At 70.7% G+C, this 16,531-nt stretch carries 16 protein-coding genes; 7 read left to right on the forward strand and 9 right to left on the reverse strand.

Translation table 11 applies throughout. The features are described from left to right. Window positions 1-19 precede the first annotated feature (19 nt). The 7 genes from fabF to WMF44_RS20785 form a co-directional block, all read right to left on the reverse strand. Window positions 20-1,264: a beta-ketoacyl-ACP synthase II gene (fabF, locus tag WMF44_RS20755; protein ID WP_437300845.1), complete on the reverse strand. Its 1,245-nt coding sequence runs from the start codon at window positions 1,262-1,264 to the stop codon at window positions 20-22. Between the two features lie 127 nt (window positions 1,265-1,391). Next, a complete protein-coding gene (gene acpP / locus WMF44_RS20760) occupies window positions 1,392-1,646 on the reverse strand; it encodes an acyl carrier protein (protein ID WP_012236444.1) in 255 nt (84 codons plus the stop codon). 146 nt (window positions 1,647-1,792) lie between these two features. Next, on the reverse strand, window positions 1,793-2,539 hold the full coding sequence (locus WMF44_RS20765; RefSeq protein WP_437300846.1) for a 3-oxoacyl-ACP reductase family protein: 747 nt from the start codon (window positions 2,537-2,539) through the stop codon (window positions 1,793-1,795). 6 nt (window positions 2,540-2,545) lie between these two features. Further along, window positions 2,546-3,487, reverse strand: coding sequence for an ACP S-malonyltransferase (gene fabD, locus WMF44_RS20770; protein ID WP_437300847.1), 942 nt, complete (start codon window positions 3,485-3,487; stop codon window positions 2,546-2,548). A 158-nt stretch (window positions 3,488-3,645) separates the two neighbouring features. Then, window positions 3,646-4,641 carry a beta-ketoacyl-ACP synthase III gene (locus WMF44_RS20775; protein WP_437300848.1) on the reverse strand — a complete coding sequence of 332 codons (996 nt, stop codon included), beginning with the start codon at window positions 4,639-4,641 and terminating at the stop codon, window positions 3,646-3,648. 88 nt (window positions 4,642-4,729) lie between these two features. Continuing rightward, complete coding sequence (rpmF, locus tag WMF44_RS20780; RefSeq protein ID WP_012236448.1) at window positions 4,730-4,924, reverse strand: 50S ribosomal protein L32; 195 nt, start codon at window positions 4,922-4,924, stop codon at window positions 4,730-4,732. 4 nt (window positions 4,925-4,928) lie between these two features. Further along, window positions 4,929-5,660: a YceD family protein gene (locus tag WMF44_RS20785; protein WP_437300849.1), complete on the reverse strand. Its 732-nt coding sequence runs from the start codon at window positions 5,658-5,660 to the stop codon at window positions 4,929-4,931. Window positions 5,661-5,766: 106 nt separating this feature from the next. On the opposite strand from WMF44_RS20785, the gene WMF44_RS20790 reads away from it, so the two are divergent. The 7 genes from WMF44_RS20790 (at window position 5,767) to asnB (ending at window position 14,240) form a co-directional block, all read left to right on the forward strand. Then, on the forward strand, window positions 5,767-7,110 hold the full coding sequence (locus tag WMF44_RS20790; protein WP_437300850.1) for a hypothetical protein: 1,344 nt from the start codon (window positions 5,767-5,769) through the stop codon (window positions 7,108-7,110). A gap of 175 nt (window positions 7,111-7,285) precedes the next feature. Then, complete coding sequence (gene pyrR / locus WMF44_RS20795; RefSeq protein ID WP_012236451.1) at window positions 7,286-7,849, forward strand: bifunctional pyr operon transcriptional regulator/uracil phosphoribosyltransferase PyrR; 564 nt, start codon at window positions 7,286-7,288, stop codon at window positions 7,847-7,849. Window positions 7,850-7,857: 8 nt separating this feature from the next. Beyond that, complete coding sequence (locus WMF44_RS20800; RefSeq protein WP_012236452.1) at window positions 7,858-8,823, forward strand: aspartate carbamoyltransferase catalytic subunit; 966 nt, start codon at window positions 7,858-7,860, stop codon at window positions 8,821-8,823. A gap of 212 nt (window positions 8,824-9,035) precedes the next feature. Next, window positions 9,036-10,010, forward strand: coding sequence for an NAD(+) synthase (gene nadE / locus WMF44_RS20805; protein ID WP_012236453.1), 975 nt, complete (start codon window positions 9,036-9,038; stop codon window positions 10,008-10,010). 346 nt (window positions 10,011-10,356) lie between these two features. After that, window positions 10,357-10,617 carry an acyl carrier protein gene (locus WMF44_RS20810; RefSeq protein WP_012236454.1) on the forward strand — a complete coding sequence of 87 codons (261 nt, stop codon included), beginning with the start codon at window positions 10,357-10,359 and terminating at the stop codon, window positions 10,615-10,617. Between the two features lie 19 nt (window positions 10,618-10,636). Beyond that, a complete protein-coding gene (locus WMF44_RS20815; protein ID WP_437300851.1) occupies window positions 10,637-12,226 on the forward strand; it encodes a class I adenylate-forming enzyme family protein in 1,590 nt (529 codons plus the stop codon). A 1-nt stretch (window position 12,227) separates the two neighbouring features. After that, the gene (gene asnB, locus WMF44_RS20820) at window positions 12,228-14,240 is read left to right on the forward strand and encodes an asparagine synthase (glutamine-hydrolyzing) (protein ID WP_437300852.1); all 2,013 of its coding nucleotides are present in this window, start codon (window positions 12,228-12,230) and stop codon (window positions 14,238-14,240) included. Between the two features lie 64 nt (window positions 14,241-14,304). Here asnB and WMF44_RS20825 read toward each other — a convergent pair whose 3' ends face one another. Beyond that, window positions 14,305-15,510, reverse strand: coding sequence for a lipoprotein receptor (locus WMF44_RS20825; protein ID WP_437300853.1), 1,206 nt, complete (start codon window positions 15,508-15,510; stop codon window positions 14,305-14,307). Then, window positions 15,510-16,469 (reverse strand): hypothetical protein, encoded by a 960-nt coding sequence (locus WMF44_RS20830; RefSeq protein WP_437300854.1) that lies wholly within the window; start codon window positions 16,467-16,469, stop codon window positions 15,510-15,512. Before WMF44_RS20830 ends, WMF44_RS20825 begins: the two co-directional genes overlap by 1 nt. Between the last annotated feature and the right edge of the window lie 62 nt (window positions 16,470-16,531).

The raw sequence follows: 16,531 nt of genomic DNA on the forward strand, positions 1-16,531 counted from the left end.
CATCCAGCGCGGCGCGCGATCAGCCGTCGAACTGGGAGAACACGAGCGACACGTTGGTGCCACCGAAGCCGAAGGAGTTCGACATCACGTGCTTCATGCGGCGCTCGCGAGAGGTGAACGGGACGTAGTCGAGGACGCACTCGGGGTCGGGATCGTCCAGGTTGAGCGTCGGCGGCACAGCGCCGTGGCGCAGCGCGAGGGCGCAGACCGCCGCCTCGACCCCACCTGCGCCCCCGAGCAGGTGGCCCATCGCGGACTTCGTCGAGCTCACCCAGAGGCGCTTCGACGCCGCGTGATCGCCGAAGGTCTTGAGGATCGCCCGGGTCTCCTCGATGTCCCCCTGCGGGGTCGAGGTGCCGTGAGCGTTGATGTAGTCGATCGCGTCCGGCGCGAGCTTGGCGTCGTCGAGCGCCATCTTCATCGCTCGCTGCGCCCCAGCGCCGTCGGGCGCCGGCTTCGTGATGTGGTACGCGTCGCACGAGGCGCCGTACCCGACGACCTCTGCGTAGATCTTCGCGCCGCGCTTCTTCGCGTGGGAGAGCGACTCGAGCAGCAGCGACCCGGCGCCCTCGGAGCAGACGAAGCCGTCGCGCCCCTTGTCCCAGGGGCGGCTCGCCCGCTGCGGCTCGTCGTTGCGCCTCGAGAGGGCGAACATCGCGCAGAAGCCGCCGATGCCAAGGCCGGTGATCGTCGCCTCCGCGCCGCCCGTGAGCATGATGTGCGAGCGACCTCGGCGGATCCACTCGAACGCCTCGCCGAGCGAGTGCGCGCTCGACGAGCACGCGCTCGTGTTGCAGTAGCTCGCGCCCCGCAGGTCGAGCGCCAGCGCCACCTGCCCCGCGGCGAGGTTCGCGATGACCGTCGGGATGAAGTAGGGGCTGACCTTGTGGGGGCCCTTCTCGTGCAGCGTGATCGAGTGCTGGAACAGGTACTCGAGGCCGCCGAGGCCGACACCGATGAACGTGCCGCACTGATCGCGGTCCTCGTCGGTGAGCTCGATCCCCGAGTCCTGCATGCACATCTGCGATGCGGCGATGGAGAGCTGGGCGAAGCGGCCCATCTCCTTCACCTTCTTCTTGGGCATGTACTCCTCGGGCACGAAGCCCTTCACCTCGCCGGCGAAGCGCGTGGGAAACGTGCTCGCGTCGAAGAGGGTGATGGGTGCGATACCAGACTGACCAGCCAGCAAAGATTGCCAGGTGGCCTGGGTGCCGAGGCCATTGGGCGTGACGAGCCCGATACCGGTGATGACAACGCGTTCCATGGCTCTTCTTGCCCTAGCGCCACCACAGAGGTGAGAGCGCGTGCATCGGCGAAGGGCAGAGCCTTCGCTGGCTCACGCGCCAACCCACCTCCATGGTGACGCCGCGTCCGGTAGGGCGGTGGGGACGCTACTTCTTGTCCTTGGCATTCCTTTCGATGTAGTCAATCGCGTCCTGGACAGTCCGGATCTTCTCCGTGTCCTCGTCCGGAATGTCGATCTCGAACGCCTCCTCGAACGCGAGGACAAGCTCCACCAGGCCCAGCGAATCGGCGCCCAGATCGTCGATGAAACTCGCCTCAGGCTTGATGTCCTTCTCGTCGACGTCGAGCTGTTCCTTGATGATCCGCTTTACTTCGGCCGTGATGTCGCGACCTTCAGCCATGGTATTCCTCCCGGGAAAACGGAACCCCTAGTAGCCCATCGCCATCAGCGTTGCACCATCGAATTACCTGCGACCGCTTTTTTCGTGTGCGCCTGGTTTGCCGCTGTGCGTGACGCCTGGCAGCCGGGGTCCTCAAGCCAGCGCTCTCACACGTACATCCCGCCGTTGACGCGCAGCGTCTCGCCCGTCACGTAGCTCGCCTCGTCGGAGCATAGGAATGCGATCGCCGCGGCGACCTCCTCTGCTCGGCCCGTGCGCCCGAGCGGGACCATCCTCGTCAGCCCCTCTTTCATCTCCGCGCTGATCGTCGTCGTCATGTCGGTGTCGATGAACCCCGGCGCCACGGCGTTGACCGTGATGCCGCGCCCCGCGTACTCGCGGGCGAGCGACTTCGTCACGCCGAGCAGCGCCGCCTTCGTCGCGGCGTACGCCGCCTGGCCGACGTTGCCCATCTCCGCCACGACGCTGGAGAGGAAGACGATGCGGCCCGTGCGCGCGCGCATCATGACCTTGGTCGCCGCGCGCGCGGACGCGATCGAGCCCTTCACGTTCACGGCGAAGAGGCGATCGAGGTCTTCCTCCTTGATCCGCAGGAGCAGGCCGTCGATCGCAATCCCCGCGTTCGCGACGAGGATGTCCAGCCGGCCAAGGCGCTTCGCCGCCTCGGCGATGGCGGCCTCGGTCGCCGGCAGGTCCGCGACGTCGAACCCGAGCGCCTCGGCCTTCCCGCCGCGCGCGGTGATCGCGTCGACGACCGCGCGCGCCTCGGCCTCTCCTCGCACGTAGTTGACGATCACGTGCGCGCCCTGCGCCGCGAGCGCCTCCGACGCGGCACGCCCGATCCCCCGCGATCCACCCGTGACGATCGCAACTTTGCCCGTAAGGTCGAACATCGATGCCTATGCCTCCGAAAGGAACGCGCTCACGCGCTCAATCCCCGCCATGTCGCTCACGCTGAGCACCTTGATCTGCTTCGTGATCCGCTTCACCAGCCCGGCCAGCACCTTGCCAGGGCCGATCTCTAGGGCGTGCGTCACGCCATCCTCCGCCATGCGCTCGATCGTCCGCATCCACTGCACGGTGCCATCGATCTGGCGCAGGAGGAGCGACCGCACCCGCTCCGAATCGGCGTTCGGCGCGGCGTCGACGTTCGCGATCACGGGGAAGGCGAGCGGCATCAGCTGCGTGCGCTCCAGCTCGGGGCGCAGGCGTTCGGCCGCAGGCCGCATCAGCGCGCAGTGGAAGGGAGCGCTCACCTTGAGCGGGATGGCCTTGCCGCCGCGGGCGACGGCGAGCTCGCCCGCGCGCGCGACCGCGCCGGCGTGCCCGGCGATCACGATCTGCCCCGGCCCGTTGTAGTTCGCCGGCGCGACCACCTCGCCCTGCGCCGCCTCGGCGCAGATCGCGAGCACCACCTCCTGGTCGAGCGCGATGAGCGCCGCCATGGCCCCCTCGCCCGCCGGTACGGCCTCCTGCATGGCGCTGCCCCGGATCCGGCAGAGCCTCACCGCGTCCTCGATCTCGAGCGCGCCAGCAGCGACCAGCGCGCTGTACTCGCCGAGCGAGTGGCCGGCCGCGTACAGCGGCGGCTCGAGGTTGGGCAGGTGCTCGATGAGGGCCGCAGCCACGGCGCAGCTCGTCGCGACGATGGCGGGCTGGGTGTTGCTCGTCTGCGTCAGCGCCTCCATCGGCCCCTCGAAGCAAAGCCGCGAGATCGGCTCGCCGAGCGCCGCGTCCGCCCGCGCGAACGCGCCGCGCGCGGCCGCCGAGACCTCCGCGAGGGCCTTGCCCATCCCCACCTCTTGCGCCCCTTGCCCTGGAAACAGCCAAGCGATTTTCACGTTTGCCCTCAATCCAAGCCAGGGAGGCGGACGTCGTCCGTCCCCCGAACCACGTCATGCGGCCAGCGCGCGCGAGACTACCTCAGGCCGGATCGCCCGGCGAGCTCAAGCGAACACGCAGACCTCGACCCCGACGCGGGCACACGCGCATGGCCCGCTCACATCCGGATGACGGACGCGCCCCAGGAGATGCCAGCGCCGAGCGCGCAGAACAGGACGTTTTGCCCCGGTTTGATGCGCCCGTCGCGCACCGCCTCATCGAGGGCGATGGGGATCGATGCGCTCGACGTGTTGCCGTACTCCTCGATGTTGAGCACGAACCTCTCCAGAGGGAGGCTGAGCCGCGCGGCGACCTGGCTGATGATCCGCAGGTTCGCCTGATGGGCGACGACCCAGTCCAGGTCGCCGGCCGCCATGCCCGCCGTGTCGAGCGCGATCAGCGAGGCGCTGGAGAGGTTCTTCACGGCGACCTTGAAGATGTCCTGCCCCACCATGTGGACCTTGTTGCGGCTCTGCTCGATGCCCTCGGGCGTCAGCGGCTCGGCCGTGCCGCCGCCCGGGATGACCAGCGAGTTCGCGAGCGTGCCGTCGCTGAAGATCCGCGTCGAGATGATGCCCCTGCCGTCGCCCGACGCAGGCCCGAGCACGACCGCGCCGGCGCCGTCGCCGAACAGGACGCACGTCGTGCGATCCTTCCAGTTCAGGATGCGCGAGAGCAGCTCGACGCCGATCACGAGGACGTGCCGGGCGACACCGTTCGCGATGAACTGATCGGCGATCGTGAGGCCGTAGACGAAGCCGGCGCAGGCCGCCGAGATGTCGAACGCGGGGATCTCCTGAGCGCCGAGCTTCTGCTGCACGTACACGGCGCAGGAGGGCATCGGGGTGTCGCCGCTGATCGTCCCGACGATGATCATGTCGAGGTCAGCCGCCGAGAGCCCGGCGGCCTCCAGCGCAGAGCGGCCGGCCGCGGCGGCCATGTCGCTCGTGACCTCTCCCTCGGCAGCGATATGACGCCGGTGAATCCCCGTTCGCTCGCGGATCCAGCTGTCGGAGGTGTCGACGATCTTCTCGAGATCGGTGTTGTGCACGACTCGGGCGGGCGCGTAGCTGCCCGTCCCGAGGATGCGGCTCCTCGGCCGCGGGGAGCTCATGCGACGGCCCCTCGCGCGTCCGCGCGAGCCGGCGCCGCGCCCAGGTGCGCGGGCGCAGCGTTCGCGCGCGCCGGCGCACCCGCGCCCGTCATGAGGCCGCGGTCGCCTTGGTCGCCTTCGCCTTGCGCCCGTTGTAGTGCCCGCAGGCGCCACAGGCGCGGTGCGGGAGCCGGGCTTCCCCGCAGTTCTCGCAGGAGACGAGCTGGACGGGGGTGACCTTGTCGTGGTTAGCGCGCCGCATGTCGCGCTTGCTGGGGGTGGTTTTCCTCTTGGGGACGGCCACGGAACTACTCCTTCTTGGTCTTCTTCTTCGGTGTCCCGGCCTTGGCCGGGGGGGTCGATGCAGGTTGCGCGCGCGTGTCAGAGCCGCTGGGCTTCTGTCCAAGCTTCTCTCGGAGCGCGCTGAGCGGCGCGAGCCGCGGGTCGAGGCCTGGAGCGGCCTCATCCTCCTCCGCCGCCCCGCGGACGAGGGCCGAGGAGCCGCCTTCGCGGTCCTCTCGGGACGCGGCAGGACCGATACCCGGGCAAGCCTCCGAGCACAAGGGGAAGTTCGGCATCTCGAGGAGAATGGCCTCGCGGATGAACGGATCGAGCTCGACCGTCTCGCCGTCGTACGTGTCGACGTCGGCCTCGTCCGCCGTGAACTCGTACTCCGGCTCCTTGACCTTGCCGGCCCCAGGCTTCGCCGCGCCGTTGCGGGCAGCGTCGTCCCGCCGGTGGCCGTGGCCATGGCCGTCCGCCTTCGGGGCAGGACGCAAGAGGAGCGAGAGCTCGGCGTCGACGTCCAGCGCGGCAGGGGCAAGGCACCGCGCGCAGGGCGTGGCGACGGGCGCCTTGACGCGGCCGCGCACGACGATCTCGTTCCCCGTCCGCGAGAGGCGGGCCGAGAGGTGACCTGGCGCGCGCCCGGTGACGTCGGCGTCAGCGAGCGCCGCGTTCATCCAGTCGAGCGGCACCGGCATGTCCAGCGAAATACCGGAGATGTCGATGTCATTGGCAGAGACGGCAAACTGGGACATGGGTTCCGGGCCAGTGAAAGCGGAGCGTTTAGCGCGGGGTGCGTTGGCTCGCAAGACCGACCCGCGGCCGCCGTCACATCAGGCTGCATGGTAGCGTCGCCCGCGCATGGACCGTAGCGCCACGCCCGAGGCCCGGCCCCCGCCGCCGCCGGGCGCCGCCGATCGGCGGCCGGAACCTTCAGGGGAAGCACGCCGCGCAGGCCGCCGCGCAGCGGTCGCGATCGCCCTCTACGCGCTCGTGACGCTCGCGTACGCCGCGAGCTCCTCCCGCGAGATCTTCGCGTCCCACACGCCCTACAACCACTACGCGCTGCTCGCGGAGGCGTGGCTCCACGGCCGCCTCGATCTCGGCGGACCGCCGCCGGCGCACGCGGGCGGCAACGACTTCGCCGTGTTCGGCGACCGCACCTACGTCAGCTTTCCCCCCTTCCCCGCGGTCCTCATCGCGCCGCTCGTCAAGCTCGCCGGCAGCGCAGAGCGCGTGCGCGACGGGCAGTTCTTCCTGGCCTTCGCCGGCGTCGGGCCCGCTGTCCTCTTCCTCGCGCTGGAGAAGCTCTCGGCCTCGCGCCGCAGCCACCGCACGCAGGCCGAGAACGTCGCGCTCTCGCTGCTCTTCGCGCTCGGGAGCGTCTACTGGTTCAGCGCGGTGCAAGGGACGGTGTGGTTCGCGGCGCACGTCGTCGGCGTCGCGCTTTCGTGCGTCTATCTCTACTGCGCGCTCGAAGCCGCCCACCCGCTCGCGGCGGGCCTCGCCCTGGGCCTCGGCTTCGCAACCCGCACGCCGCTCGGCTTCGCCCTGCCGCTGTTCCTGTTCGAGGCGCTCCGCGTCGACCGCTCGGACCCGCGCGCCCTCCTGCGCCGGCTCGCCCTGTTCGCCGCGCCCGCGGCGCTCGTGCTCTCGGCGCTGCTCTGGCACAACCACGCGCGCTTCGGCGACGCGGCCGAGTTCGGCCACCGGTACCTCCACATCGCGTGGCGCGCGCGGATCGAGAAGTGGGGGCTCTTCTCGTACCACTACCTGCCGCGCAACCTCGCGGTGGTGCTCACCGGCCTGCCGTACACCCACGTGCAGGGCGCCCCCTTCCAGATCAACGCTCACGGGCTCGCGCTCTGGGTGACCACGCCGATCTACGCGTGGGCCCTCTGGCCCCGACGCACGTCGCCCCCGTTCTGGGCGCTCGCCGCCACGGCGACCGCTGTCGCGCTGCCGAGCCTCCTCTACCAGAACACCGGCTGGCTCCAGTTCGGCTACCGCTTCTCCAACGATTTCGCCCCGTTTCTCTTCGCGATGATCGCCGTCTCCGGCCGCCGCTTCGGCGCGCCGTTCTACGCGCTCGGCGCGGCCGCGATCGCCGTCAACGGGTTCGGCGCGCTCACGTTCCAGCGCGCGGGCTTCGAGCGGTTCTACTTCGTCGAGCGCACCCAGCGGGTCCTGCACCAGCCCGACTGAGGCCGCAGGCGCCTCCGCGCTGCTGCCGCGACGCACCGCGACGCCGCGCCGAGGGCGCTCCTCCTCCTCGGCACGGCCGGAGGGGGCGCGCGCCCTCGGGCGCGCGGGCGATCCGGCGGGCGGCGCACGCGGGCCTTGGGTGCAGGGCGCTCGCCGTGCTAGCCCTCGCCGCGCCATGGAAGCTCTGCTCGACCCGGCCGCCATCGGGCGCGGCCTGCGGCGCATCGCGCTCCAGATCGCCGAGCGCGGCCGCGGCGTGGAAGATCTGGCGCTCATCGGGATCCGGCGGGGCGGTGAGCCGCTGGCCAAGCGGCTCGCCGCGCTGCTCCTCGAGATCGAGGGGCACGCGCCGCCGGTCGGCGCCGTCGACATCACGCTCTACCGCGACGACGCCGCGACCGCCCTGCCGAACCCGCGCATCGGCCCCAGCCACATCTCCTTCCCCGTCGACGGCCGGCGCATCGTGCTGATCGACGACGTCATCTACACCGGTCGCACCATCCGCGCGGCGCTCGACGCGGTGCTCGACTACGGGCGACCGCAGCGGATCGAGCTCGTCGCGCTCGTCGATCGCGGCGGCAGGGAGCTGCCGATTCACCCCGACTACATCGTCCGCGCGGTCGAGCTCGCCCCCGGGCAGCGCATCGACGTCGTGGAGCGCGCGGGCGAGCTCTGGGCTCTCGTCACCGCCGCCGGCACAAAGCTCTCGGAGCCCCCCCCGCCACCGGAAGGAACGTAAGCCAGCGCATGAGGAGGATCTACCCGCACCGTCACCTGCTCGGCATCGAGGGTCTCTCGCGTCCCGAGATCGTGGCCCTCCTGGACGCCGCCGAGTCGCTCTTCGACGTCTCCCGGCGGAGCGTGCGCAAGGTGCCCACGCTCCGCGGCAAGACGGTCGTGAACCTCTTCTACGAGCCGTCGACGCGCACGCGGACGTCGTTCGAGCTCGCGGGCAAGCGGCTCAGCGCCGACGTCATCAACATCAGCGTCTCCACCTCGAGCGCGGTCAAGGGGGAATCGCTGCTCGACACGGTGCAGAACCTCCAGGCGATGCAGCCGGACGTGCTGGTCATCCGGCACGCCGCGTCGGGCGCGCCGCACCACGTCGCCGCGCACACGCGCGCCGCGGTCGTCAACGCGGGGGACGGCACGCACGAGCACCCGACGCAGGCGCTGCTCGACGCGTTCACGATCCGGCGCGCCAAGGGCCGACTCGAAGGGCTGGAGGTCGCCATCTGCGGCGACATCGTCCACAGCCGCGTGGCCCGCTCGAACGCGCACCTGCTCACGACGATGGGCGCGCGGGTCCGCTTCGCCGGCCCGCGCACGCTCCTGCCGATCGCGGGCGAGTCGCTCGGCGCGACGGTCTACGATCGGATCGAGCCCGCCCTCGAAGGGGCCGACGTGGTGATGATGCTGCGTGTTCAGCGCGAGCGGCTGAGCGGCAGCTTCCTGCCCAGCACGCGCGAGTACAGCCGCACGTTCGGGCTGAACCCGGCCCGGCTCGCGCTCGCCAAGCCAGACGCGATCGTGATGCACCCGGGGCCGATGAACCGCGGCGTGGAGATCGATCCACGCGTCGCGGACGGCGCGCAGAGCGTGATCCTCGACCAGGTCGAGGCCGGCGTCGCGGTCAGGATGGCCGTGCTCTGGATCCTGGCCGCGGAGGCCAACGAGTTCTCCGCGACCGGCGAGCCGCGGCCCGCGCCCTGACGATCGCCCCGGCCGCCCGAGCGGGAAGTGGCTGCGCGGCGGCGCAACCGGGGCAGACGGACGCCCTGGCCCATGAAACCCACGGAACCATGAAAGACGCGGCCCCCGCGCGCCGCTCCTCCCTCGCATATGCCCGCTGGCAGCGAACAGGGTTCCCTGCTGCGCCCCGTTTTAATAGGCTGGTCCATCTTTTTGAAAGGGTGGAGCCAACCATGTTTTCGCGAGACGTCCTCAGGATCGATGCCCCGGCGGTAGCGCAAGAGATCGAGCAGGCCATCCGGGATCAGGTGTTCGGTACGCTGCGGCGGCGCGGGGCCGTGGTCGGGATCTCGGGCGGGATCGACAGCTCCGTCGTCTCGACGCTGTGCGTCCGCGCGCTCGGCAAGGACAAGGTGCTGGGCATCTTCATGCCCGAGCGCGACACCTCCGATGACGCGCTCCGCCTCGGCAAGCTGCTCGCCGAGGGCCTCGGCATCGAGGCGGTCATCGAGAACATCAAGCCCGCGTTGACCGGCCTCCGCTGCTACGAGCGGCAGGATGAGGCGATCCGGATGGTCTACCCGGACTACAACGAGAGCTGGAAGTTCAAGATCACGCTCCCCTCGATCCTCGAGAGCGACAGGCTGAACGTCTCGCAGCTGACGGCGCAGCCGCCCGGCGAGGAGCCGCGCGTGAAGCGGATGCCCCTGAACGCGTACCTGCAGCTCGTCGCCGCGACGAACTTCAAGCAGCGCATCCGCAAGATGATGGAGTACTACCACGCGGACAGGCTCAATTACGCCGTCGCCGGCACGCCGAACCTGCTCGAGTACGATCAGGGCTTCTTCGTCAAGCAAGGCGACGGCGCCGCGGATTTCAAGCCGATCGCGCACCTGTACAAGAGCCAGGTCTACGCGCTCGCCGAGTACATCGGCGTCCCTGCCGACATCCGCAGGCGCGCGCCGACGACGGACACGTTCTCGATGCCGCAGGGGCAGGACGAGTTCTACTTCGCGCTCCCCTACGACAAGATGGATCTCTGCCTGTACGCCTACAACAACAACGTTCCGGCCGCGGACGCGGCGTCTGCCGTCGGCATCACGCCGCAGCAGGTCGAGCGCGTGTTCAAGGACATCGAGGCGAAGCGCCGGGTAGCGCAGTACCTCCACGCGCAGCCGCTGCTCGTCCGCGATCAGGGCCACGCCTGACGAGCCGCGCCGTCGGACCGCGCTCGCCGCTGTCAACGGCATTCTCGGCTTGGTACGCCGTTCCCCGGCCGTGAAACCCGCCGGAAACAGCGCGGATCCTCGCTGACATTCACTCACGTTGCAGCGAGATCGTCAGTCGCCAATCCCACCTCCGCAGCGCGCCCTGGCGGCGGCTTTCGGACACGGACGGCACGGGGAACACCGCGCGCGAACGAGCGCGGACGCGAGCGTGAACGATGAACCGCGACCGCGACCGCGTCCTGCCGCGATCCGCGCGCTGGCCGTCGCTCCGCGGAGTGTTCTCGACAGGAAAGCCGGGGGGGTGATAGACGTGGAGACTACCTCCATGAGCACTTCCAGCATCGAATCGACGATTCGCAACTTCCTGGTCACCTCGTTCGGATACCGGGGCGCTACCGCCGATCTCGGGTCCGAGGTCGCTTTGCTCGATCAAGGGATCCTGGACTCGACCGCCGTCCTCGAGATCGTCCAGTTCCTCGAGCAGGATCTCGGCATCCAGGTCGCCGACGAGGAGATGGTGCCGGAGAATTTCGGCTCGATCGCCAGGCTCGTCACCTACGTGAGCGGGAAGAAGAGCAGCAACTAGCCCGAACCCCGGGGGGCGCATGAGCACGCAGCACACCGCTCGTCGCGATCCGCGCTCGGATCGCTTCCTCATCGACTCCGCGCTGCGATCGTTCGCCGCCTCTCGCCCCGACCACGTCGCGCTGGTCTGCGAGGGACGGCGGATCACGTACCGGGAGCTGGACGCGCTGGCCGATCGCTGCGCCGCCCTGTTCCGCGAGGCGGGCGTGCAGCGCGGCGATCGCGTCATGGTCGCGCTCGACAACGGCGTGGACGCGGTCGTCGCGTACTACGGAGCGCTCCGGGCCGACGGCGTGCCGTCGCTGCTCGGCACCGCGATGCGACCGCGGCGCCTCGGCCAGGTGATGGAGCTCGCGGGCCCCCGCGTGCTCGTGGCGGCGCGCGGCATGCGCGAGAGCCTCGCCGCCGTGGCCGAGCTCCCGCCCGGCGCGAGGCCGGCGGCGACGTTCCTGAGCGGCGCCGCCCCCCCGGCCGCAGCCGGGCCCCCGCCCGACGGGCGCGACTTCCAGGAGGCCCTGGCCGGCGCGCCCGGGGAGCCCCCTCCGCGCCGCGCGATCGAGCTCGATCTGGCGACGCTCTGCTGGACGAGCGGCAGCACGGGCGAGTCGAAGGGGGTGATGCTGACGCACCAGAACCTCCGCAACAGCACCGCGGCCATCGGCGCGTACCTCGAGCACACGGCGGACGACGTGATCCTCTGCGTGCTGCCGCTGTCGCACACCTACGGGCTCTTCCAGCTGCTCGTGACCCACGCGTTCGGCGGGACCGTCGTGCTCGAGAAGGGCTTCTCCATGCCGTGGCCCATCGTCCAGCGGATGGCCGAGGAGCGGGCGACCGGCTTCGCGGGCGTGCCGACGATCTTCGCGTCGATGCTCTCGCTCAAGAACTTCGCGAAGGCCGATCTCTCGGCGCTCCGGTACATGACGAACGCCGCGTACGGGCTCCCGGCGCCGCAGCTCCTGCGCCTCCGCGAGCTCCTGCCCAACGTCTCCTTCTTCGCGATGTACGGCCAGACCGAGTGCACGCGGGTCTGCTACCTGCCGCCCTCCCTGGCGCTCGAGCGGCCGTCCTCCGTGGGCATCGCGATGCCGAACGAGGAGCTCTGGATCGAGCGGGAGGACGGCACGCACGTGGAGCCGGGCGAGGTGGGCGAGCTCGTCGTGCGCGGGCCGAACGTGATGCGCGGCTACTGGAGGAACCCCGACGCGACCGCGCGCGCGCTCCGGCCGGGGCCCCTCCCGGGCGAGGTCGTGCTCCACACCGGCGATCTCTTCAAGATGGACGAGGACCGGTACCTCTACTTCGTCGCGCGCAAGGACGACATCATCAAGACCCGCGGCGAGAAGGTGAGCCCCCTCGAGGTCGAGTCGGTGATCTGCAAGGTCCCGGGCGTCGTCGAGGCGGCGGTCGTCGGCGTGCCGGATCAGGTGCTCGGGGTCGCGGTGAAGGCCGCCGTGGTGAAGGCCCCTGACGCCGCGGTGACCGCCGACGACGTCCGCAAGAGGGTGCGGTCCGAGCTCGACGAGGTCGCCGTGCCCAAGTTCGTCGAGTTCATGGATTCGCTCCCCAAGACGGCGAGCGGCAAAGTCAAGAAGAGCGAGCTCATCTGATATGTGCGGTATCGCCGGCCTCATCAACCTACGCACCGACGCGCCGAACCCCGATCGCGAGCTGGCCCTCAAGATGGCGCGGGCGCTCCGCCACCGCGGCCCTGACGGCTTCGGCATCTACCGCGATCGCCACGTCGCGCTGGCCCACTCGCGCCTGTCGATCATCGACCTCGACGGCGGCTGGCAGCCGATGGCCAACGCCGACGAGACGCTCTGGGTCTGCTTCAACGGCGAGATCTTCAACTACATCGAGCTCCGCGAGGAGCTCACGGCGAAGGGCCACCACTTCCGGACCAAGAGCGACACCGAGGCGCTGATCCACGCCTACGCCGAGTACGGCGAGGCCATGGTCGATCGGCTGAACGGCCAGTGGGCGTTCGTCATCTGGGACGTCCAGCGGAGGCGCGCGTTCTTCTCGCGCGACCGCGTCGGCATCAACCCGCTCTTCTGGACGGTCCACCGCGGCGTCCTCCGGTTCGCCAGCGAGGTGAAGTCGCTCTTCCAGGACCCCACCATCCCCCGCGCGATCTCCCGCGAGGGCCTCGACGAGGCGCTGACGTTCTGGGCGCCGACCGCCCCGCTGACGCCGTACGAGGGCATCCAGCAGATCCCGCCGGGCGCGGTGGCGACGCTCGATCTCGATCGCGACGTGGCGCCGCGCGTCTCGGTCCGCTTCCGCCCCGAGTTCCCCGCCGGGCGCGCGCCCGGCGGCGACGAGGCGGGGCTCGTGTCCAGCGTGCGCGAGGCGGTCCGCGGCGGCTCGACGATCCGCCTGCGCGCCGACGTTCCCGTCGGCAGCTACCTGAGCGGCGGGCTCGACTCCACGATCGTCGCGGCGCTCATCGCCTCGAACCGCGAGGTGCCGCTGCGCACGTTCTCGGTCGAGTTCGCCGAGCGCGAGTTCGACGAGGCCGAGTACCAGCGCGCCGCCGTGGCGCACCTCGGCACGTCGCACGCGTCGATCCAGTGCGGTGACGCCGACATCGCCGGCGTCTTCCCGGAGGTCGTCTACCACGCCGAGGCCCCGCTCCTGCGCACCGCCCCGGCGCCGCTGTTCATCCTGGCGCGCCTCGTCCGGCAGAGCGGCTACCGCGTGGTGCTGACGGGCGAGGGCGCCGACGAGTTCTTCGCCGGCTACGACATCTTCCGCGAGGACCGGGTGCGCCGCTTCTGGGCGCGCCACCCGGACAGCAAGCTCAGGCCGCAGCTCCTCCTCCGGCTCTACCCCTACCTGCAGCGGTCGCCGGTCGCGCAGGTCGAGATGGCCAAGGCCTTCTTCGGGCGGAACCTCGCGCAGACGGACGACCCGTTCTACTCCCACCGCCCGCGCTGGGACGCCACGAGCCGCATCAAGCTGATGCTCGATCCCGCGATGCGCGAGGGCATCGGCGACACCGCCGCGGCCGATCGCCTGAGGGAGCAGCTGCCGCGCGACTTCATGCGCTGGACGCCGCTCGCGCGCGCGCAGTACCTGGAGATCACGACGCTGCTCTCCGGCTACCTGCTCTCCTCCCAGGGCGAGCGCATGATGATGGCGAACTCGGTCGAGGGGCGCTTCCCGTTCCTCGATCCCAACGTGATGGACGTGGCGGACGCGCTGCCGGACGCGCTCAAGCTCCGCACCCTCGACGAGAAGCACGTGCTGAAGCGCGCGATGGGCGATCTCCTGCCGCCCGGCGTCCTCGAGCGGAAGAAGCAGCCGTACCGCGCGCCCGTGGTGCAGCCCTTCTTCGGGAGCGGGACGCCGGACTATGTCGAGGCGTGCCTGTCGCCGGACGCCATCAAGGACGCCGGCATCTGGCAGGCGCAGCCCGTCGCCGCGCTCGTCGCGAAGTGCCGCAAGACCGGCGGCAAGTCGATGAGCAACACCGACGACATGGCGTTCTGCGCGATCCTCTCCACGCAGCTCATGGCGCGCGACATCATCCAGGGCGCGCGCGTCGTCTCGGCGGCCGACGACACGTCAGGCCGGCTGGGCGTCGACGTCGATCGGGTGCGCGACGCCGCGGGCTGAGCGGGCGCGCGCGGCTCCGCGCTGAGCGGCGGCGTGGCGCCGCCGGGCGCATGTGCGCCGCCCCTCAGCGGGGGAGCTTGCGTATCGTGCCGCTGCTCTCGTCCGCCCAGTACACGAACCCGCCGGCGAGCGCGATCCCGCGCGGGGTGCCGCCCTCGTACAGCGGACGAGCCCTGCCGGTGCCGTCCTTGAGCTTCCGCATCACGCGGGGCGCTCCCTGATCGGTCCAGTAGACGAACTCATCGAGCCCATCCACGGCGATGCAGTCGGGGGACGCATGCGCCACGTCATCATCCTCGTCGGCCGTCCAGACAGCCACCGCGTCCTCCGAGCCGCCCTTGGGCGCCCTCATGACGGCAGACACGTCGCTGCTGAGATCCCCGCGCGGGCTGGTGGTCCAGTAGACGTGGTCGTCGTCCACGGCGATGGCGTACGGAAACGGCTGCTCGTCGGCCAGCCGCTTCGTGTCGCGGGTCTGCCGATGCGTCTGGTTCACCGTGCCGCGCAGGCTCCTGTCGACCCAATACACGTGCTCTTGGTCGAGCGCGATGAGGTGCGGCGAAGCATCGCTGACCTCGAGGAACTCGTCGTCCGCCCATTCGCCGGGCATCAGGATCTGGCCGATGAGGCTCCCGTCGCCCGGCGTTCCGATGCCGGCCGCGCGCTGCGCCCAGAACACCGCGGTCTCGTCCGCAGCGACGCCGAGGGTCGCGAAATTCGAGTTGAAGAGCACCTGTGACGCGCGTGCTCCGTTGCGGTCCACCATCAAGACGTCCTTGTCGTTGAGGTTGGACCAGAAGACGCCGTGCTGGTTGACGGCGATCCCGTACGGAGCGTTCTGGCCGACGGCGAGCGTCGTGACGGCTCCGCCGAGGACCGACACTTTTTGCACGCTGCCGCCCATGCCTTCGCCGGCGGTCCAGTAGACCTCGCCCTGGTAGACGGTGAGGAGGTTCGCGTTCGGAGCCTCGATGGAGGGAAACCCGCGCGCGATCTCCGTGGCCCCGCTGCAGCCGGTCGCGCTGCACGCCCCGCCGTCCAGGCACACCGCGCCGCAAGCGCCGCAGTTCTGGGGGTCGTCGAGCAGGTTCACCTCGCAGTCGTCGGGGTTGCCGTCGCAGTCCGCCGTGCCGGTCGCGCACGCATCGGATCCACCGGCAGAGCTCGCGCCGGCTTCGCTCACCGTGAAGTCCCCGAGCACGCTGGTGCATGCCGCGGCGGTCATGAGGGCAACGCAGACCATCGAGCCGACTCCGAACGCCTGGCGCATCAGAAACTCCCCTTCGCTCCCGCGGAGCCGAGCCCGATCACGGGCGTGATCGATATCCCGGCGCGCTGCGGCGAGCTCGGCGCTGTGAGCAGCAGGAACGCCCCCGCGCCGACGCCCGCCGCGCCGATCGCGAACCCGATCGTCGAGAGGGTGCCCATCGCGTGGTAGCTGTCGATCTCGCCCTTGAGCGACGGGTCGCACCGGCCGGCCGGGCAGCGCTCCGAGAGATCGCCGTGCTTGCCGAGCGCGAGCACGCCGCCGACGGCGCCGGCCGCGAGCCCGGCGCCGCCGAGCCCGAGCGCGGCGATCGCCAGCACCGTGCGGCTGCCGCCGCCGGAACCGGGAGCAGGAGCGCCCTGATCTGGCAGCGGCGCCGCCGGTGGACGCGGCTTGACCGCAGGCGGCGCCACCGGCTTGAGCTGGAGCGCGACGGTCTCGCTGGCGCCCTCGGCGAGCGTCACCTTCACCTCGATCGGAGCGAACCCCGCGGCCGACGCCCGGACGACGTGGTCGCCTGGATCGACCGGCCTCCGGACCCCGAGCGCGGCGCGCGGCACCGGCGCGTCGTCGATCGTGACGGCGGCGGTGTCCGGCCCGCTCACCGAGATGAGCACCTGCGGGATCCGGGGCGCGAGCGCGTCGAGCTCGCGTTGAGCGGCCGCGATCGCCTCGAAGAACTGCTCGGGCGCCTTCTCCGGCACCCCCTCGCGGACGATGCGGCTGTACGACTCCTGGGCCGCGATCCACTGGCCCACGCCGACCTGGGCTCGGGCCACGCCGAGCAGCAGCGTCGGCGCGTGGATGATGGCGTCGGCGCGGCTGAACCGATCGAGCGCGGCCGCGAAGTCCTTTCGTTCGAGGGCCTCCTGCCCCTCCACGGCGAGCGAGCGCGCGGTCGCGCGATCGGCGTCCGAGACCTGAGCCAGCGCGGCGGGCGTGAAGGTCAGGGCGAGCAGCAAGGAAGCGATCCCTAGTCGACGAGCCATACGAAGGAGGTCCGTGCGAAGTGCTGCAGGTGAAC

The organism is Sorangium sp. So ce426, from assembly GCF_051475585.1.
GTDB lineage: Bacteria > Myxococcota_A > Polyangia > Polyangiales > Polyangiaceae > Sorangium > Sorangium cellulosum_B.